General features: G+C 61.6%; 20 protein-coding genes. 17 read left to right on the top strand and 3 right to left on the bottom strand.

Annotation, left to right across the window (positions count from 1 at the left end; translation table 11 throughout):
- Positions 1-135: 135 nt before the first annotated feature.
- The 7 genes from PZN02_RS22535 to PZN02_RS22505 are packed head-to-tail and all read left to right on the top strand — an operon-like array spanning position 136 to position 6132.
- Positions 136-567, top strand: a complete 432-nt coding sequence (locus tag PZN02_RS22535; protein WP_280662889.1) for an acetyl-CoA carboxylase biotin carboxyl carrier protein — start codon at positions 136-138, stop codon at positions 565-567.
- On the top strand, positions 567-1958 hold the full coding sequence (gene accC / locus PZN02_RS22530) for an acetyl-CoA carboxylase biotin carboxylase subunit (protein WP_280662888.1): 1392 nt from the start codon (positions 567-569) through the stop codon (positions 1956-1958). The genes PZN02_RS22535 and accC overlap by 1 nt, the downstream gene beginning before the upstream one ends.
- Entirely contained in the window at positions 1955-2383 is a 429-nt protein-coding gene (locus PZN02_RS22525) for an acetyl-CoA carboxylase (RefSeq protein ID WP_280662887.1), read from the top strand. Before accC ends, PZN02_RS22525 begins: the two co-directional genes overlap by 4 nt.
- Positions 2380-3087, top strand: coding sequence for a 5-oxoprolinase subunit PxpB (gene pxpB / locus PZN02_RS22520; protein ID WP_280662886.1), 708 nt, complete (start codon positions 2380-2382; stop codon positions 3085-3087). Before PZN02_RS22525 ends, pxpB begins: the two co-directional genes overlap by 4 nt.
- Entirely contained in the window at positions 3084-4079 is a 996-nt protein-coding gene (locus PZN02_RS22515) for a 5-oxoprolinase subunit C family protein (protein WP_280662885.1), read from the top strand. Before pxpB ends, PZN02_RS22515 begins: the two co-directional genes overlap by 4 nt.
- Before the next feature lie 31 nt (positions 4080-4110).
- Positions 4111-4878 carry a 5-oxoprolinase subunit PxpA gene (locus tag PZN02_RS22510; protein WP_280662884.1) on the top strand — a complete coding sequence of 256 codons (768 nt, stop codon included), beginning with the start codon at positions 4111-4113 and terminating at the stop codon, positions 4876-4878.
- A 42-nt stretch (positions 4879-4920) separates the two neighbouring features.
- On the top strand, positions 4921-6132 hold the full coding sequence (locus tag PZN02_RS22505) for a pyridoxal phosphate-dependent aminotransferase (RefSeq protein ID WP_280662883.1): 1212 nt from the start codon (positions 4921-4923) through the stop codon (positions 6130-6132).
- A gap of 52 nt (positions 6133-6184) precedes the next feature.
- On the opposite strand, the gene nac is transcribed toward PZN02_RS22505, so the two are convergent.
- Entirely contained in the window at positions 6185-7090 is a 906-nt protein-coding gene (gene nac, locus PZN02_RS22500) for a nitrogen assimilation transcriptional regulator NAC (protein WP_280662882.1), read from the bottom strand.
- 241 nt (positions 7091-7331) lie between these two features.
- On the opposite strand from nac, the gene PZN02_RS22495 reads away from it, so the two are divergent.
- The 10 genes from PZN02_RS22495 (at position 7332) to PZN02_RS22450 (ending at position 15335) form a co-directional block, all read left to right on the top strand.
- Complete coding sequence (locus tag PZN02_RS22495) at positions 7332-8111, top strand: SDR family oxidoreductase (RefSeq protein ID WP_280662881.1); 780 nt, start codon at positions 7332-7334, stop codon at positions 8109-8111.
- On the top strand, positions 8108-8815 hold the full coding sequence (locus PZN02_RS22490; RefSeq protein ID WP_280662880.1) for an amino acid ABC transporter permease: 708 nt from the start codon (positions 8108-8110) through the stop codon (positions 8813-8815). The genes PZN02_RS22495 and PZN02_RS22490 overlap by 4 nt, the downstream gene beginning before the upstream one ends.
- Positions 8812-9570 (top strand): amino acid ABC transporter permease, encoded by a 759-nt coding sequence (locus tag PZN02_RS22485; RefSeq protein WP_280662879.1) that lies wholly within the window; start codon positions 8812-8814, stop codon positions 9568-9570. The genes PZN02_RS22490 and PZN02_RS22485 overlap by 4 nt, the downstream gene beginning before the upstream one ends.
- A complete protein-coding gene (locus PZN02_RS22480; protein WP_280662878.1) occupies positions 9567-10331 on the top strand; it encodes an amino acid ABC transporter ATP-binding protein in 765 nt (254 codons plus the stop codon). The genes PZN02_RS22485 and PZN02_RS22480 overlap by 4 nt, the downstream gene beginning before the upstream one ends.
- A 30-nt stretch (positions 10332-10361) precedes the next feature.
- Entirely contained in the window at positions 10362-11198 is an 837-nt protein-coding gene (locus tag PZN02_RS22475; RefSeq protein WP_280662877.1) for an ABC transporter substrate-binding protein, read from the top strand.
- Positions 11199-11296: 98 nt separating this feature from the next.
- On the top strand, positions 11297-11971 hold the full coding sequence (locus PZN02_RS22470) for a 4-carboxy-4-hydroxy-2-oxoadipate aldolase/oxaloacetate decarboxylase (RefSeq protein ID WP_280662876.1): 675 nt from the start codon (positions 11297-11299) through the stop codon (positions 11969-11971).
- 61 nt (positions 11972-12032) lie between these two features.
- Complete coding sequence (locus tag PZN02_RS22465; protein ID WP_280662875.1) at positions 12033-12803, top strand: SDR family oxidoreductase; 771 nt, start codon at positions 12033-12035, stop codon at positions 12801-12803.
- The gene (locus tag PZN02_RS22460) at positions 12772-13332 is read left to right on the top strand and encodes a gluconokinase (protein ID WP_280662874.1); all 561 of its coding nucleotides are present in this window, start codon (positions 12772-12774) and stop codon (positions 13330-13332) included. Before PZN02_RS22465 ends, PZN02_RS22460 begins: the two co-directional genes overlap by 32 nt.
- Before the next feature lie 13 nt (positions 13333-13345).
- Positions 13346-14293: a 2-hydroxyacid dehydrogenase gene (locus PZN02_RS22455; protein WP_280662873.1), complete on the top strand. Its 948-nt coding sequence runs from the start codon at positions 13346-13348 to the stop codon at positions 14291-14293.
- 10 nt (positions 14294-14303) lie between these two features.
- Entirely contained in the window at positions 14304-15335 is a 1032-nt protein-coding gene (locus PZN02_RS22450) for an L-idonate 5-dehydrogenase (protein WP_280662872.1), read from the top strand.
- 818 nt (positions 15336-16153) lie between these two features.
- Here PZN02_RS22450 and PZN02_RS22445 read toward each other — a convergent pair.
- Complete coding sequence (locus PZN02_RS22445) at positions 16154-17149, bottom strand: Gfo/Idh/MocA family protein (RefSeq protein WP_280662871.1); 996 nt, start codon at positions 17147-17149, stop codon at positions 16154-16156.
- Positions 17146-18027 (bottom strand): sugar phosphate isomerase/epimerase family protein, encoded by an 882-nt coding sequence (locus tag PZN02_RS22440; protein ID WP_280662870.1) that lies wholly within the window; start codon positions 18025-18027, stop codon positions 17146-17148. The genes PZN02_RS22445 and PZN02_RS22440 overlap by 4 nt, the downstream gene beginning before the upstream one ends.
- Between the last annotated feature and the right edge of the window lie 7 nt (positions 18028-18034).

The raw sequence follows: 18034 nt of genomic DNA, 5'->3' as shown, positions 1-18034 counted from the left end.
TTTGCATGCTGCCGATGGCCATCAAAAGTTCTTCTGACCCCATCGCACGGGCCATCGTGTTACGGAGGAAGTCAGCCGAACGCGGTCCGATCTGTCCGGATCATGAAGAGGCATTCCGAAGTACCGAGTGCGCTCATGGACCTGTCTAAGATAAAGACCCTGATCGATTTTGTCGGACACTCGAAGATTACCGAGCTCCGGGTAACGGAAAAGGACCTCACGGTTCGCATCTTCCGCACGCCGGATGTCGAATGGACGCTAACTCCAAACGAAGCAGCGGGTACTTCGCCCAAGCCGCCTCGCGAGACGTCCTCGGCAACTGCCAAGACGTCGGCGTTCCCGGTGAAGGCGCCGACCTTCGGCATCCTGCATCGGGCGCCGGCTCCGGGACAAGAGCCGTTCGTCGACGTCGGTGATACGGTGGACGAGGGTCAGACCCTATTTATCATCGAAGCGATGAAGGTTTTGAGCACCGTCGCAGCACCGCGTGCCGGTCGTATCACGCAACTGACTGAAATCGACGGCGGCGAGGTCGAGACCGGCGACGTGCTGGCGGAGATTGCATAATGGCCGAGTCTCTCGATAACACTGCGTCGGCCAAGCAAAGTTTCGATACGGTGCTGATCGCCAATCGGGGGGAGATCGCCGCACGGATCCAGCGCGCCTGCCGTGAACTCGGTCTAAAGACGGTTGCGATCTGTTCCGAGGCAGACAAGCACGCGCCGTATGGCAAGACTGCCGACGGCTTTCTATGCATTGGTCCCTCGAATGCGGCAAAGAGCTATCTCAATCAGGACGCGATCCTCCTGGCGGCGCGTCTGACCGGCGCAGGGGCCGTCCATCCGGGTTATGGGTTCCTGTCGGAAAGCGCGACGTTCTCCAAAGAGGTCGAAAACGCCGGCCTTGTTTTTATCGGGCCAGAGGCTTCATCGATCGCGACCATGGGCGACAAGATATCGGCGAAACGGGCGATGGTCGGCGCAGGCGTACCCTGCGTGCCCGGTCCGGATACGTCACTTCCCGGTGATTCCGTCGCCGTCGAACGCATAGCACAGGAGATCGGATATCCTGTCATCATCAAGGCCGCCGGCGGTGGGGGCGGGAGGGGCATGCGCGTCGTGCGGGAGATCGACGCGTTGCACGAGGCAATCGCCTTGACCCGGGAGGAAGCCCGTCAGGCGTTCGGTTCGCCCGAGCTCTACATGGAGAAGTTTCTTGAGCAGCCGCGGCACATCGAGATCCAGGTGCTCTGCGATGCCCATTGCAATGCCGTCTGGCTCGGGCATCGTGATTGTTCGATGCAGCGCCGTCACCAGAAGGTAGTGGAGGAGGCGCCAGCGCCGGGCATTGCGCCGGATGTGATCCGCCCTGTCGGAATGGCTTGTGCGAAGGCCTGTCGGCAGATCGGCTATCGCGGCGTCGGAACCTTCGAATTCCTCTACGAGAATGGTGCGTTCTATTTCATCGAGATGAATACGCGCCTGCAGGTCGAACATCCGGTCACGGAAATGACCAGCGGCATCGATATCGTCCATGCCCAGATCAGGACTGCGCAGGGAGAGCCCCTGGATTTGCGTCAGGGCGACGTGAGATGCGATGGGCATTCTTTCGAATGCCGCATCAATGCAGAGGATCCCGACAGCTTCCTGCCTTCGGCCGGCCTCATCACCGATCTTGCTTTGCCCGAGGGGCCGGGCATTCGCGTCGACACGCATATCCACGCCGGCTACAGGGTTTCGCCCTACTACGACTCCCTGATTGCCAAGTTGATCGTCCATGCGCCGACCCGGGCGAAAGCAATGGCGAAAATGCGCGAGGCGCTGGCAGCCACGCGGGTGGAGGGAATTTCCACCAATCTGCCGGTCCTGCGCGCGCTCTTCGAGGATGAAGCCTTTGCCCGTGGAGAGACGGACATCCATTACCTCGAGCAATGGCTCAGGCAACGGAGGACAGCATGAGCGCGATCGATTTCAGCGATCCGGCGACGATCGCAGTCCTGACCGACGCACTGATCGCGGCGGGTGTCGACGGCCTGGAAATCTCCAAGGCAGGCGCACATCTGCGCATAGTCGTTTCGAAGGGAGGGGGCGCTCGGGTCAGCCTCACCGGAAATGCGCCGCCAGATTTGGCGGCGGCACCGGCAGCGATCGTCAAGGCGCCGATGGCGGGCCGCTTCTGCGCCTTGCGCCCTTCGGCTCCCGCCGAAGCCGGGCAACTCCCGCGTGCGGTTTCCGACAAGGAGGTGATCGGCTTCCTACGCATCGGTTCCGTCCTGCTTCCCATTCCTGCCGGCCGGTCCGGCTTGCTGACCAGACGGCTGACAGAACCCGATGCCCTGGTCGGGTTCGGTGATCCCCTGTTCGAAATCGAGCCACAACAATGACTGTCACTTCGAACATCCTTGCGTCATCACGCGTGATCGTTCCGGCGACCAAAGGACGAGCGCGGGTCTCGTTCATCGGTGCCCGTGCCTTCCTTCTCGAAGTACCGGGAGATTTCGACCTCCCTGCGCAGCGCCGGATTTGGGCCCTATCCCAGACAGTTAGGCGTTGGGTGGATATCGCGGAAGTGATCCCCGGCATGACCAACCTTTTGTCGATATTGAAGGAAACGCCCGAGGATCCCGAAATCGTCGTCGGCCGGCTGCTTGAAGCGTGGAATAATGCTGAGAGCCTTGATCTCACCGGAAAGTCGATCGACATCCCGGTCCACTACGGCGGAGATTACGCGATCGATCTTCCCGCCATCTGCGACTTTTCGGGGCTGAGCGATCGCGAGGTCGTGCGCATTCATCATGAGGCGACCTACCGCGTCTTTGCCCTGGGAAGCGCCCCCGGGTTTGGCTACCTCCACGGGCTCGATCCCCGAATATACATGCCCAGGAAGACCGTTCCGTCGCTCAGGATGGAGAAGGGCTGTGTGACGATCGGCGGGATGCAGACGGGCGTTGCGATGCTGACCGGTCCGAACGGGTGGAATTCGCTCGGCTACGCAGAACTCCAGATGTTCGATCCAACCTCTCCGACGCCCGCATTGATGGCGCCGGGCGACACGGTCCGCTTCGTGCCGGCGAGGATCGAGCTATGATCGAGATCATCGAAGCCGGTCCATTCAATACGGTGCAGGACCTTGGCCGCCCCGGTTATCGCGATATCGGTGTGTCTGCCAGCGGCGCCATGGACCCGCTCGCTGTCAGGATTGGCAACATTCTTGTTGGCAATGACGACGGCGCGGCTGCCATTGAGGTTCAGACCTTTCCTTTCAAACTGCGTTTCGAGGCTCGTGTGGCTTTTGCCGTCACCGGCGCGGATGGCCATCCGGTGCTGGACGGAAGGGAACTGCTTCCATGGTGCACCCACGTCGCCGAAACAGGCCAGATCCTCGAGCTGAGGCAGCCGCCGACGCTCGCGCGCGCTTATGTGGTTGTCGGCGGGGGACTCGACGTGCCGGTTCTCATGGGCTCCCGAAGCACCGCACTGCGCGGCGGTTTCGGGGGAAACAGCGGTCGGCCTCTGGTCGACGGCGACCGGATCGAGATCGGCACGCATTCCGATGCACTGCCGCTGCCAGCAAGCGGAATCGCCGTAGTCGAGCCGACTGTCGCGCTGCGCGATGTATTTCCGGCTCCGGTCGATGGCGTGCTGCCGATCCGAGCGATTGCCGCCGGCGAGCATGAGCTGTTTGCCTCTGATGGGGAGGCTTTCTGGAATCAGGCTTGGCGTATTTCCTCGCGCAGCGACCGGACCGGCTATCGCTTGTCCGGTGAGCCCATCAAACCAACGGCGACGATCGAGATGCGCTCCCATGGTGTTGTGCCGGGCGTGATTCAGGTGCCGCCCGGAGGAGAGCCGATCATCCAGATGAGCGACGCCAACACGGCGGGGGGCTACCCAAAGATTGCCGGGGTCATCGAATGCGACCTGTGGCGGCTCGGCCAGGCACGCATCGGCAGCCGGTTGCGATTCATCCGCTCGACGCACGCCGAGGCGCGAGCGGTCGAGCAGACCGCTGCCAGGTACATCGAAGATGTCAGGCAGACGTCGCAGATGATCAAGCGCGCGTTGAAGGCGATGACCTGACGACAAGTGAACCGGTCAAAAGGAGGAAGCGGTGAAGATCGATCTGAATTCCGACATGGGCGAAGGTTTCGGTCCTTATCGGCTATGCGATGACGAGGCGATGATGAAAGTCGTTTCGTCGGCCAACATCGCCTGCGGCTTTCATGGCGGTGACCCGGATACGATGGCGCGCATGGTGCGGCTCGCGAAGAAAAACCGCGTCGGTGTCGGCGCGCATCCGGGCCTGCCGGATCGGTCCGGTTTCGGTCGGCGCGAGATGCCGTTCCAGTCGGACGAGTTGCGGCAGCAGATGCTCTACCAGCTCGGCGCGCTGATCGCGATCGCCAAAAGCGAGCAGATGACCGTCGGCCATTTCAGCTTTCATGCGGCCATGGGGAATATGGTCAATCGCGATCCCGCGCTCGCCGATCTGATGATGGATGCCATTTCCACCGTGGATCCGCGTCTTGCGGTGTTTGTGACCCCGCAGAGCGAAATTGAAAAGGCCGCCAAACGTGCCGGGCTCAAGACGCTGGCGTTGTTCCTGGCCGACCGCGCCTATGATGCCGGTGGCAAGCTGGTGGCGCGCGGCCTGCCAGGCGCATTGGTCAAGGATGAGGCGTCGGTACGGGCCCGGGTGCGCCGTTTTCTGACCGACGGAAGCATCGAGGCGATCGACGGCACCGTCATTGCCATGCCTGCACGCTCCATCCTCGTCCATAGCGATACGCCCGGCTCTCTGGAGCTTGCCCGCATCGTCCGCAGTGAAATCGAGGCCTACGGCGCCACGCTCGCGCCCGCGGCCGAACTTGCATCCTGATCAGGTCGCTGATCGCCACGTTTTCCATCTCACCGAAAGATCATGTCGATGTCTTCCATAGCCGACCGTCTGAAAAACGTTTCCATCTCCGCATCCGCCGCCATGACCCAACGCGCCAGGGAACTGGCCGCCGAGGGGATCAAGGTCGTGAGTCTCTCCTCCGGGGAGCCGGATTTTCCGACGCCCGCCCATGCGATCGAGGCGGCCCATGCCGCAGCACTGGGCGGCGACACGAAGTATCCGCCGATGGATGGCACTCCGGCGCTGAAGGCTGCGATCAGCAGGAAGTTCAAGAGGGACAACAATCTCGATTACGATGCCACCCAAATCGTCGTTTCCGGCGGCGGAAAACAGGTGATCTTCAACGCGATGCTCGCCACCTGTAATCCGGGCGATGAGGTCGTCATCCCTACACCGTCGTGGGTCAGCTACGCCGATATTGTCAAGTTTGCCGGCGGCGTCCCGGTGGCTGTGCCCTGCTTCGAACAGGCTGGGTTCAAGCTGCGTCCCGAGGACCTTGCGGCCGCGATCACGCCGCGCACCAAATGGCTTATCCTCAATTTTCCGAACAATCCGACCGGGGCAGCCTGCTCGCGCGCGGAAATGGCCGCAATCGCTGAAGTCATGCTGCGCCATCCGCATGTCTGGATCCTGACCGACGATATCTACGAGCACCTGGTCTATGACGGATTCGAATTCTGCACCATCGCCGATGCCGAACCCGGTCTCTATGATCGTGTCCTGACGATGAACGGCGTCTCCAAGGCCTATGCCATGACTGGTTGGCGGTTGGGATATTGCGCCAGCGGCTCGAAGGAACTGATCCGCGCAATCAGCAACGTCAACGGCCAGAACGGAGGTGGCATCACCACCGTGACGCAGGCCGCAGCCATCGCGGCGCTGGATGGTCCTCAGGACCTCCTCAAGGAGCGGGCGGCAATCTACAGGGAAAGGCGCGATTTCGTCCTGGGCCAAGTGGCGAAGATCGAAGGGTTGCGCTGCCACAAGCCTGAAGGCGCCTTCTATATCTATCCCAATATTGCCGGCCTGATCGGCAAGACCTCGAAGGGTGGACGCAAGATCGAGACCGATGTCGATTTCGTCATGGCTTTGGTGGATGAGCACCACGTCGCGACGGTGCAGGGCGCGGCCTATGGGATGAGCCCATATTTCCGCATTTCCTACGCGACAAGCATGGAAATGCTGAACGAGGGCTGCGCGCGCATCGCCCAATTTTGCAGGGATATGCGCTGATCCATGAGCCGCAGCCTTCCGGCCCGGAGGGACCAGCACCAGCTCGCGGGCTTCAGAGTTTCAGTCGCTCAGTCAGCTCAACGAGTATGTCCTTGACGGCGAATGCCGGCTCCGACAGCGAGCCCTGATCGGACGTGCAAAGAGACAGGGTTTCCTCGATCCTTGGGGAGACCAGCCGGCAAACGAGAGGTTCGCTTGATTCCGATACGATGCGATCGGCGATGGCCTTGGGCATGATGGTCGCGCCTAGGCCGCCGCCCACCGCGCGGGCGAGCGTGCGCACGATTTCCACTTCCGCCACCACCTTGAGATTGATCCGGCTGCGCGTGAAGGCCGTATCAACGGCGCGGCGCACGAAATTGTAGACCGGTGGTAACAGCATCGGCATCCCGTCCAGCGAACCGACCGGCACCGGTTTCGAATCCGCTTCGATCGCGAAATTTCGGTGCGCAACGAAATAGAATTCCTCGTTGAGGATAGGTTCGAACCGGACGCCCTTGATTGGACCGACACCATGAATCAGCGCCATTTCCAATCGGCCGTTCATGATCATCTGACTATAGGTTTGACCGACGCTTTCTGTCAGATGAAGCAAGATCCCGGGATGCCTTTTCCTCGTTTCCGCGAGGAGGTCGACGGAGAGCGTGGCGGCGCTGCTGAACGGCACGAGACCCACGGAAACACGCCCCGCAAGCGAATTACCTGCGGCCGCGGCGTCTGCCTGCGCCTGTTCCATCTGGCGCAGGATGATCTGCGCATGCCGATAGACCGCATGTCCGGCATCGGTCATGGTGACGCCCTGCTGGCTTCTGATCAGCAGTTTCTGGCCGAAATGTTCCTCCAGTGCCGCCAGTTGCTGGCTCAGTGCCGGCTGGGCCAGGTGCAGGATATCCGCCGCACGCGTTATGCTGCCGCTGTCCACGATGACGATGAAGGATTTGAGGCGTCTTATATCCATGGGGATTGGCGTTCTTTGATCTTCGCAGGAGCATGTTTACAGACGCGCCCCTGATTTTGCAAAGCGAGCACGACCGAAGCCGTTTCGCCCTTGAGTAAAAGGCAAGATTTCCCGCGTTTTGGACCGTTCGTCCGCTGCCGGCCAAGCTCCATAAAAGTTGCTTATTGCTCCAAAAATAATCGGTCTTAGGCAGAGAGTTAAAGCTCCGCTAATGTCCAACACAACAAAAAAGGGGATCAGAATGCCATTCTCCGATTACAAGACCGCATTGGTGACCGGCGCTTCCTCCGGTATCGGCGCTGCAGTCGTAGAGCGGCTTCGCCGTGAGGATATCGAAGTACATGCAATCGCCCGAAGCGCCGGCGCCCTGAAGGAGTTGGCCGAGCGTACGGGCTGCATGGCGCACGTTATCGATGTCACCGATCGGCTGGCGATCGCCGATCTCGCGAACCGCGTGCACTTCGATATTCTGGTCAACAATGCCGGCGTCGATCGGCCAAAGAAATTCCTCCAAGCGGACGAAGAGGACATCGATCTCTTGGTTGATGTCAACCTTCGCGCCGTCCTGCATATTTGCCGTCTGATCGTGCCCGGGATGGTGGAGCGCGATCGCGGGCACGTCATCAACATCTCCTCGATTGCCGGCAATTATAATTTCGGCGGCAACTCTACCTATCATGCCGTCAAGGCCGGCGTCGCCATGCTGTCGAACCAGTTGCGCATTGATGCATTCGGCAAGCGCGTGCGCGTGACAGAGATCTGCCCCGGCCGCGTCGCGACGGACATATTCAACCACGTTCATGGCAATGACCCGAGTGTCCGTGAGCGCTTCATCGACGGGTTTGAACTGCCGCAGGCCGCCGATATCGCCGAGGCGATCGCCTTCGCGATTTCCGCGCCGGTCGCAGTCAACATCGGGCATATGGAGATAACGCCGACATTGCAGGTGATGGGCGGTTTGCAGACGGCCAAGCCGCAGGCCCCGGCGGAGCCCAGCACGTCGAAGGAGCCGAGGCCGTGAACGGGTTCGACCTTTCGGCCATCCTGAGAAATCAGGAATATGTCGCGATGCTCCTGCACGGGATCGAGATGACGTTCGTCATCTATGTCGGATCATGGCTTCTGGCGATGACGCTTGCGCTCATCCTCCTCTGCATCCGGTTTTCGCCTTCGCGTTTCGGCGATCGCGCTGTGGCAGCCTATGTCTCCTACCATCGCAACGTGCCGACCCTCGTGCAGTTGATGTTGTGGTATTTCGGCATATTCACGCTGTTGCCCTCGGGACTGGCCGATTGGCTCACAGCCCACAACGGCGAAACGATCTTTGCGGTGATTGGCCTCGGGCTTTGTCAGGCAGCCTATTTCAGCGAGGACCTCCGGTCCGGCCTGCGTTCTGTCAGCCCCGGCCAGATGGAGGCGGCGAAGGCGTTGGGACACAGCTATCTCTCGGCGATGCGCTTCATCATCATGCCGCAGGGCGTGCGCAATGCGCTCCCGCCTCTCATCAATCACAGCGTCTCCCTGTTCAAGAACAGCAGCCTTGCGATCGTCATCGGAGCGCCCGAACTGACGCATGCGGTGAAGGAGATCGAGAACTTAAGCTTCCGCACGTTCGAGATCTATCTGGTCGGCACGGTTCTCTATCTGGTCTTCTCGCTGCTGATCATGGGTGCCGGCGCCTACTTCGCGATGCGCGCTGATCCGGTACGGAGGGCGCGCGCATGATCGGCGACATCGTCAATATCATCAACGACTACTGGCTGCTGCTGCTGATCGGCCAGTATCCGAACGGCCCGCTCGGAGGACTGGCGAACACACTGATCCTCTCGGGGCTCAGCATCGCGCTTGCCTTCCCGGTCAGCATTCTCCTCGCGTTGGCGCGCCTCTCCAAGTGGGCGCTGCTGCGGTGGCCGGTGACGGCCCTCGTCTACATCACACGCGGCGTGCCGCTGCTGATGCTCATCCTGTGGAGCTATTTCCTGGTACCGCTGCTCACGGGAGCCGACGTCCCGAGCTTCTACACCATGCTAACGACGCTGGTAATCTACCAGGGCGCCTTCCTAAGCGAGGTGGTGCGAGCGGGGATTGTCGCCTTGGGACCTGGCCAGATGGATGCGGCGCGTGCGCTCGGCCACAGCTACATGGGTGCGATGCGCCTCATCATCCTACCCCAGGCGCTCTACAACATGATCCCGAGCATGATCTCGACATTTGTGGCGACGATCAAGGACACCACGCTCGGATATGTCATCAACGTGCCTGATCTCACGTTCGCGGCAAGCCAGGTCAACAACCAGCTTCTGACGCAGCCCTTCCAGGTGTTTCTCATCCTCGCGGTCGTCTACTACGCCATCTGCTGGAGCCTCACGCACGTCGCAAACGTCATTGAGCGACGCATCGCCCGCAAGCGTGCCGGAGTGGTGTATCGCGAGTCCTCCGCGTCGCTGGCGCAGGTCAAAGTCATAACGGAGCAGCCATGATCACGTCAGCATCATCGCCCCAGCAGCAGACGATCCGTCTTTCCAACGTCTGCAAGAGCTACGGTAACTATCCGGTCCTGAAAAACATCGACGCCGAGGTTGCGCGAGGCGAGGTGGTGGTGATCTGCGGACCGTCCGGGTCGGGCAAGTCCACGCTGATCCGCACCATCAATCGCCTTGAAGAAATCAGCAGCGGATCGATTACCCTGGATGGCCAAGACATTCATGCCGAAAAGAGGACTAAGGAACTCAACCTTTTGCGCAGCCGCATCGGGTTCGTCTTCCAGAACTTCAACCTGTTCCCGCATCTCTCGGTCGTCGAAAACGTTACGATCTCCCCGATCCGCGTGAAGGGAGTGGCGCCAGACGTCGCTCATGAGAGGGCGCTTAAGCTGCTCGACCGGGTCGGTCTTGCCGAGAAGGCAGGAGCCTATCCAGGTCAGTTGTCCGGCGGCCAGCAGCAACGCGTGGCTATTGCCCGGGCGCTCGCCATGGAGCCGCCGGTCATGCTGTTCGACGAGCCGACCAGCGCGCTCGATCCGGAAATGGTTGGTGAAGTGCTCGCTGTCATGAAGGGCCTTGCTGCCGAAGGCATGACCATGCTCTGCGTCACCCACGAAATGGGCTTCGCCCGCGAGGTGGCCGATCGCATCTGGTTCATCGATGCCGGCCAGATCCTCGAAATCGCTCCACCAGAAGAGTTCTTTAAGAACCCACGTCATCCGCGCGCGCAGCGGTTCCTCACAGATCTGCGCCACTGATACTCACGAGAAAATACAAGGAGAACAGCAATGAACTGGAAATGCATCACGCTCACGGTCGCGCTTGCAGGTGCTGCCGCAGCCACGCCGGCAAAAGCGGATCAACTCGACACGATCCTGGCAAACAAGACGCTGCGTTGCGCGACATTTGCCGATGTTCCGCCCTTCGCGGCGCCCGATCTGAGGACCCGCGAAATGGCCGGCTTCGACGTCGATCTGTGCAATGCCATCGCCAAGGAGCTCGGCGTCAAGGCCGAGGTCAAGCCGGTATCGGTCGAAGCCCGCGTGCCGGAAGTCAAGCTCGGGCGCGTAGACATCACCGTTGCCAATCTCGCTTATACCCTGAGCCGCGCCGAGCAGATCCAGTTCAGTGATCCGTATTACCTCGCCAAGGAAATGCTAATTGTCCCGGTGGACGATCCGGGGAAGAAAAAGTCCGACTACGAAGGCAAGCGCGTCGCTTCGACCAAGGGCTCTACCTCGGAGATGTCGATCAAGCTCAACAAGTCGGAGCCGCTGACCTTCCAGGATACGGCGTCCGCCTACCTCGCCGTCCAGCAGGGCAAGGCACGCGGCATGGTGGCGAACACTATGACGACGACCAAGTTCGTCAATGAATCGAAGAACAGGGGCAAGGAAATGCGGATGATCGAGGAACCGATGCTGTTCCAGCCGATCGGCATCGGCATGGCCAAGGACAATCCTGCCCTGACCGCCAAGATCAACGAAGTGCTCCATAAGCTCGATACGTCCGGCGAGCTCAATAAGATCTGGGACAAGTGGCTCGGCCCGGATACCGAATACAAGATGACGCGTACCGACAAGGTCGTACCGCTCTCTGAGCTGAAGTTCAACCCAATCCCGTAAGCCCAATTCTTGCTCGGCTCAGCCAAACCAATCTCAAAACATCGAACACTCCAGGCGGCGGGAAATGCCCGCCGTCGGTCTCACCATGGGAGTTTCTTATGATCCATATCAAAGACATCGTCGAACGTCCCAGCCGGGCCGACATCGAGGCGCTGTCCAAATTTTCGCCTGCGACCATCCACGAAGCCCAGGGACGCAAGGGGGCGCTTTCCTCCCGCCTGAAGCCGGTCGATTATCGCATGAAGCTGTGTGGTCCGGCCTTTACCGTAAGATGCGCGCCGCGTGACAACATCATGCTGCAACTCGCCATTAACTACGCCAAGCCGGGCGACATCATCGTCGTGTCGGCCGGCGAATATGAAGAAGCCGGTTCCTTCGGCGACGTTTTGGCCAATGCCTGTCTTGCCAAGGGTATCGGCGGTCTCGTGACCGATACAGGCGTGCGTGACACTCTTCAATTGAAGGAGCTCGGCTTCCCGGTCTTCTCGCTCAGTGTCTGCATCAAGGGTACGGTCAAGGAAACGATCGCCGCCGTCAACGACCCGATCATCGTCGGCGGGGAAATCATCAATCCCGGCGATATAATCGTGGGCGATGCCGACGGTCTGGTGGTCGTCCGGCGCGCCGAGGCCCAGGAAGCCGCACGTCTTTCGCAGACCCGCGAGGATGCCGAGGCTGGCTATATCGAGGCCTATAAACAGGGCAAGTCGGTGATCGAAGTTAGCAAGCTGGAATCGGTTTTGAAGACCAAGGGGCTGGTCGTAGATATCTGAGCCCGGCCTGCCGCCCTGCCGCCGTGTGGTGTTTTCATTTCTATCCTCGCAAGGAAGTTTCATGACCTTCCCGCTATTTGATCTTTCCGGTTCCCGCGCGTTGGTCACAGGATCGTCGCAAGGGATAGGCCTTGCCTTGGCGCGCGGGCTCGCGCAACACGGCGCGTCGATCGTGCTGAACGGACGAGACGAGGCCAGGCTCGCAGGTGCTGCAACAGCCCTCAAGAACGAAGGTCACGGTGCCATCGATGTCGCGGACTTCGACGTAACGGATGCGGAAGCAGTTCGGCGCGGTGTGGATGCAATCGAGGAGGGTATCGGTGCGATCGACATCCTGATCAACAACGCCGGCACGCAGTTCCGTGCGCCACTGGAAGACTTTCCTGCCGACCGTTGGGAACAGTTGCTCAAGACAAATATCTCCAGCGTCTTTTATGTCGGCCAGGCGGTTGCCCGCCACATGATTGGGCGAGGGCGCGGCAAAATCATCAACATCGCTTCGGTGCAGAGTGAACTCGCCCGTCCCGGTATTGCGCCCTATACGGCGACCAAGGGGGCGGTGAAGAATCTGACGCGCGGCATGTGTGCGGATTGGGCGCGATACGGCCTGCAGATCAATGCGATCGCGCCCGGCTATTTCAAGACGCCGCTCAATCAGGCGCTGGTCGACAGCACCGAATTCTCGTCCTGGCTGGAGAAGCGCACGCCGGCCGGCCGCTGGGGCAATGTCGAGGAACTGGTCGGCGCGGCGGTTTACCTGTCAGCCAGGGCTTCCTCCTTCGTCAACGGACACACGCTTTATGTCGACGGCGGCATCACGACCAGCCTCTAAGGTGGCGAGCGCCTTCGGCCCGATCGTGGTGATGGGCGTATCCGGCTGCGGCAAAAGCTCGGTCGGGGAGCGGCTTGCCGGATATCTCGATTGCCCGTTCGTGGAAGGCGATAGCCTGCATCCTGCGGCCAATGTCGAGAAGATGCGGATGGGCATCCCGATTGATGATCACGATCGGTGGCCCTGGCTTGACGCGCTCGGCAGGGAGTTGGGCGCGGCGAGGGACATCGTTGTTTCCTGCTCAGCCCTAAGGCGGTGCTATCGCGATCGGCTGCGGATGCTCGCCGGGCGCCCGATGACATTCGTCTTCCTGCAAGGCGACCGCGCGCTGCTGGCGGCGCGCATGGCGGGGCGCCAGCACGAATACATGCCGCTTTTGCTTCTCGACAGCCAATTCGCCACGCTCGAACTGCCGACGGGCGAGAAGGACGTGGTGACGCTGGACATCAATCAATCGCTGGAGGCCATCGTCGCGATGGCCATGACGCTTCTGGCTGCCCGCAAGAGAAACGCAGGCCAGACCTACTGATCGGAGGAGAACAATGAGCAGACCGGAAATCTTGATGACGGGGCCTTATCCGGACTGGGACCTCGTCGAACTCGAGGGCCGCTATATCGTCCACAAGCTCTACGAGGCGGAAGACAGCGATGCCTTGATCGACCGGCATGCCGAGAGCATTCGCGCGATCGCCACGCGCGGCGAGCTCGGCGCCTCGGCCGCCCTGATTGAAAGGCTTCCTAAGCTCGAAGTCATCTCTGTCTACGGCGTGGGTTACGATGCCGTCGATCTGGCGGCCTGCCGGGCGAGGGGCATCCGCGTCACCAACACGCCGGACGTGCTGACCAATGATGTCGCCGATCTTGGCATTGCGATGATGCTGTGCCAGTCGCGCGGCATGATCGGCGCCGAAACCTGGGTGAAGGACGGAAGCTGGGAGGCCAAGGGTCTTTATCCGCTGAAGCGCCGCGTCTGGGGCCGCAAGGCCGGCGTACTTGGTCTCGGTCGCATCGGCTTCGAGGTCGCCAAGCGCCTGCGCGGCTTCGATATGGATATCGCCTATAGCGACGTTGCCGACAAGCCGTATGGGGAAGGCATGGCCTTCATCGCCGATCCCGTCGCGCTGGCGTGCCATGCCGACTTCCTGTTCGTGACGCTGGCCGCATCGGCCGAGACCCGTCACATCGTCTCGAAAGACGTGATTGCGGCGCTCGGTTCGGACGGCATGTTGATCAACATCTCGCGGGCGTCCAACATCGATGAAGAAGCGCTGCTCGAGGCGTTGGAAAACGGCACGCTGGGATCGGCGGCGCTCGATGTCTTCGAAGGCGAGCCGAAGCTCAACCCGCGCTTTCTGAAGCTCGACAATGTCCTGGTGCAGCCGCATCATGCATCGGGCACGGTCGAAACCCGCAAGGCAATGGGCAAGCTGGTGCGCGACAATCTCGCGGCCCATTTTGCCGGCGCCGCCCTGTTGACCCCCGTTATCTGAGAGAAGCCCGATGAAAGCCGTCGTCATCCACGCCGCCAAGGATCTGCGCATTGAGGAAAGAGAGGTCGAAAGCCCCGGCCCCGGACAGGTGGAGGTGGCCATCGAGGCCGGCGGCATCTGCGGCTCCGATCTGCATTACTACAATCACGGCGGCTTCGGCACGGTGCGCGTCCGCGAGCCGATGATCCTCGGGCACGAAGTGGCCGGCACGATCAAGGCTCTGGGGGAGGGCGTTTCCGGCTTCGCAGTCGGCGACCGGGTCGCCATCTCGCCGAGCCGGCCCTGCAATACCTGCGACTACTGCCTGAAGGGGCAGCAGAACCATTGCCTCAACATGCGCTTCTACGGCAGCGCCATGCCGATGCCGCATATCCAGGGTGCGTTCCGCCAGCGCCTCGTCGCTGAACAATGGCAATGCCACAAGGTGGCGAACGGCGTGTCGATCCACGAAGCGGCGATGGCTGAACCGTTCGCCGTGGCGTTGCACGCGGTCGTGCGTGCTGGCGCGCTCACCGACAAGCGGGTTCTCGTCACCGGCTGTGGGCCGATTGGCGCGCTGGCCATCATCGCGGCGCGTGCGCACGGCGCCCGTGAGATCGTCGCGACGGATGTAATGGATGCGGTTCTGAAGAAGGCGCTCGAGGTCGGCGCCGACCGGGTCATCAATGTAGCGAGCAACGCGGAAACGCTTTCGGCTTACTCGGCAAACAAGGGATACTTCGACGTCCAGTTCGAGGCGTCCGGCAACCAGAGCGCCCTGCGTTCCGGTCTGGAGGTTCTGAGACCACGCGGCGTTCTCGTCCAGCTCGGCCTCGGCGGCGATGTCACCATCCCGCAGAACATGGTGGTCGCCAAGGAAATCGAGATGAAGGGGACGTTCCGGTTCCACGAGGAGTTCGGTCTTGCCGTCGACCTCATCAACCATCGCCGGTTCGACCTGAAACCGCTCGTGACCGGAACCTTCCCACTCGAGGACGCCGCCAAAGCCTTCGAAACCGCCGCCGACAGGAACAAATCCATGAAGGTCCAACTGCTGTTCTAGCGCCCAAAAGGGATTGCCCCATCGGCGCCTGCTTTGACCGGAGTGCAATGAGAACAGGTCGATTGCTGTTCACGCTCTGTGCTTCGAAAATCGCATAATGTACCCCTGGAACATTCGACCGAAGCCGGGGCGCTATTCATTGTCGGAGGCGTCCTGGGCGCGGACCCCGCCGATGTGGGAATGTTTGGCGGAGCAATGGCCGCCGAATGTTGCTGATCACGAGGATCGGCTGTTGCGGATCGCTCGAAGCTCAGCAAGGAAGGCGACAGCAATCTCGGTCGCCTCAAATGCTTCCGCGGTCGCCACGTCCAATCCGTGCGCTGCGCGGTTCATCGCGTGAAGGGCGTTTCGGAACCGCTCGGCTGTTTGCGGCGCTAGTCCGAGTCGCTGGAGCTCCGTTAGCATCGGCCCAGAGCGGCCGATCGCTCGCCCTCGGCCTGGTTGGCCATCAGTGGGCGGATTTCACGCTCAACCTCTGTGCGCAGCTTCACGAGCGACATCAATGGGACCCCGCGTGCAAATTCCGCCTCTGTGGGGAGCTCCTGCAATGGTTCGGGGAGGGCTGCAGAGATCCTATATTCCGCAACGCCCATCGGCCTTGTCGAATCTCGAAGAACGATCGCCGAGACCATCGGCCGGACCGCCAGGGATGCGGACCCGGTGGCGATCATCGAGGCGGCCGAGCAGGCCGGTGCATCAGATGATTCGGTCGATGCCGGAAGGCTATGACACGCGGACCGGCGCCGGCGGCGCCACCCTGTCCGCCGGACAGCGCCAGCGCATCGGCCTTGCCCGGACGCTCTACGAATGATTTTTGATCAAAGGGCGAGTTCGCGCCGCAGCGTTTCCAAGCGCTCCATGGCGACGACGCCGTCGCGGATGGTTGGAGCCGCGGTCGTCGCTCCGCCAAGCGTCGGAACAACGTCAGCGAGAAGCGAATGGTAGCCCTTCGGGTCCTCGTTCGCCGCCGCCGTGAAGTTCGGCTTCCAGGTGAGGCTGTCGACCGTATCGGAAAGCGTTGCCGCCGGATCGTCCACCTTGAAGGGCGGATTGCGGTTCCAGCGCACCTCGATGACGTTGTCGATCTCGATGCGCTGATGGTCGCCCATGATCTCGATGCGTTCGACCGGCGCCCCGCGCGATTGCGTGGTGCCCATGGCAATCGTGCCGATCGCACCGCATTCGAAGTCGAAATGGACGTGGAACAGCACCTTGCCGCGCTCCTTCTCCACCTTGCGGGCCGAAAGTCTGGAGACGGGCGACACTAGGAAGGACACGAGGTCCATGTAGTGTACGCAATGGTGCAGGAAGAAGCCGGTATAGTCCACGTTACCGGCGAAATAGCCCGGCGCGGTCATGTAATAGCCGGTCAGGCCGTAGATCTCGCCGAAGCGGCCGGAGCGCAGGATGTTCGCGGCGATCCTGTTGCCGGCGGAATAGCGCTTCATGAAGCCGACCAGCAGCGGCTTGCCGGATTTCTCGGAGGCCGCCAGCAGTTCCCGCGCGCCAGCGGCGCTGCCTGACGGCGGCTTCTCCATGAAGACGGGAAGACCGCGCGCGAGCGCCGCCTTGCCGAAGGCGAGATGCTGGTCGGGCCCGACCGCCATGCCGATGGCGTCGATGCCCGACATGGAGATCAGCTCGGCGGCGTCGCTTGTCAGCCGAGATACGCCGAACTGCCGGCCGGCCGAGGCGAGGCGCTTGCCATCGATGTCGCAGAGGGCTGCGAGCTCAACGTCATGGCGAACGAGTTGCGGGAGCAGCATCTGGGTGGCGTGTACACCGCACCCGATCCAACCGATCTTAAGTGTCATCGACGATATTCCGTAAGCAGGATGTGGGATTTGATGAATTCAGCGCTGGCTCTGAGGCGTGCGCTCTCGTCCTCGTGCGGCGGCCGCCACTGGGCAAAGGGCACGCCGAACCGGTCGTCGTCGCGCCGGAAGGGCTCCAGCGATACCGGCCCCTCGTAGCCGATCTCGCGCAACGCGCGGAACACCTCGACCCAGTCGGTCGCGCCCGTTCCCGGAAAGCCGCGATGGTTTTCGTTCGCCTGGAAATGCACGACGCGCTTGCCGCCGAGGCGGATCGCCTCGGCGATCGAAGCCTCCTCCATGTGCATATGGAAGGTGTCGAGCATCAATTGGACCGCCGGGTGTTGGACCGCATCGAGAAGCTCGATCGCCTGCTTTGTCGTGCAGAGCACGTCGCTCTCGAAGCGGTTGAGCGGCTCGACCGCAAACATGACGCCGAGCGCCGCCGCGTGGTCGCCGGCTTCCTTCAGCCCGGCGACCGAGCGCGCCTTGCGCGCGCGCCGTTCCTCCTCCGCGACCGGTTGCGGCGGCCGTCCGGCGAAGACGAGGGGGTTGCCCGTCAGTGGACCGCCGACGATCGTGGCGCCGAGCGCAGCCGCGCAGTCGGCGGCGTATTTCAGGTAGTCGATGCCGGCGCGGCGGGCTGCCGGGTCGTCGGAGGAAAGGTTGCGCTGGAGGTTCACGCGGGCGGCAAGCACAACGGAGAGTTCGGCCGCTTCCAGGGCCTTGCGGGTCTCCGCAAGATCGAGTTCACCGGGCTCGGGCACCAGCAGTTCGACGAAGTCGTAGCCGAGCCTGCGCATCTCGTGGAAAAGCGGAAAGTGTTCGGCCGTGAAGGGCCGCGCATATTGCATGGAGATCAACCCGACGGGGTTCATTGGCTGT

It is taken from the genome of Sinorhizobium garamanticum, from assembly GCF_029892065.1.
Classification (GTDB): Bacteria; Pseudomonadota; Alphaproteobacteria; order Rhizobiales; family Rhizobiaceae; genus Sinorhizobium; species Sinorhizobium garamanticum.
This window is presented reverse-complemented; position numbering and strand designations above follow the sequence as displayed.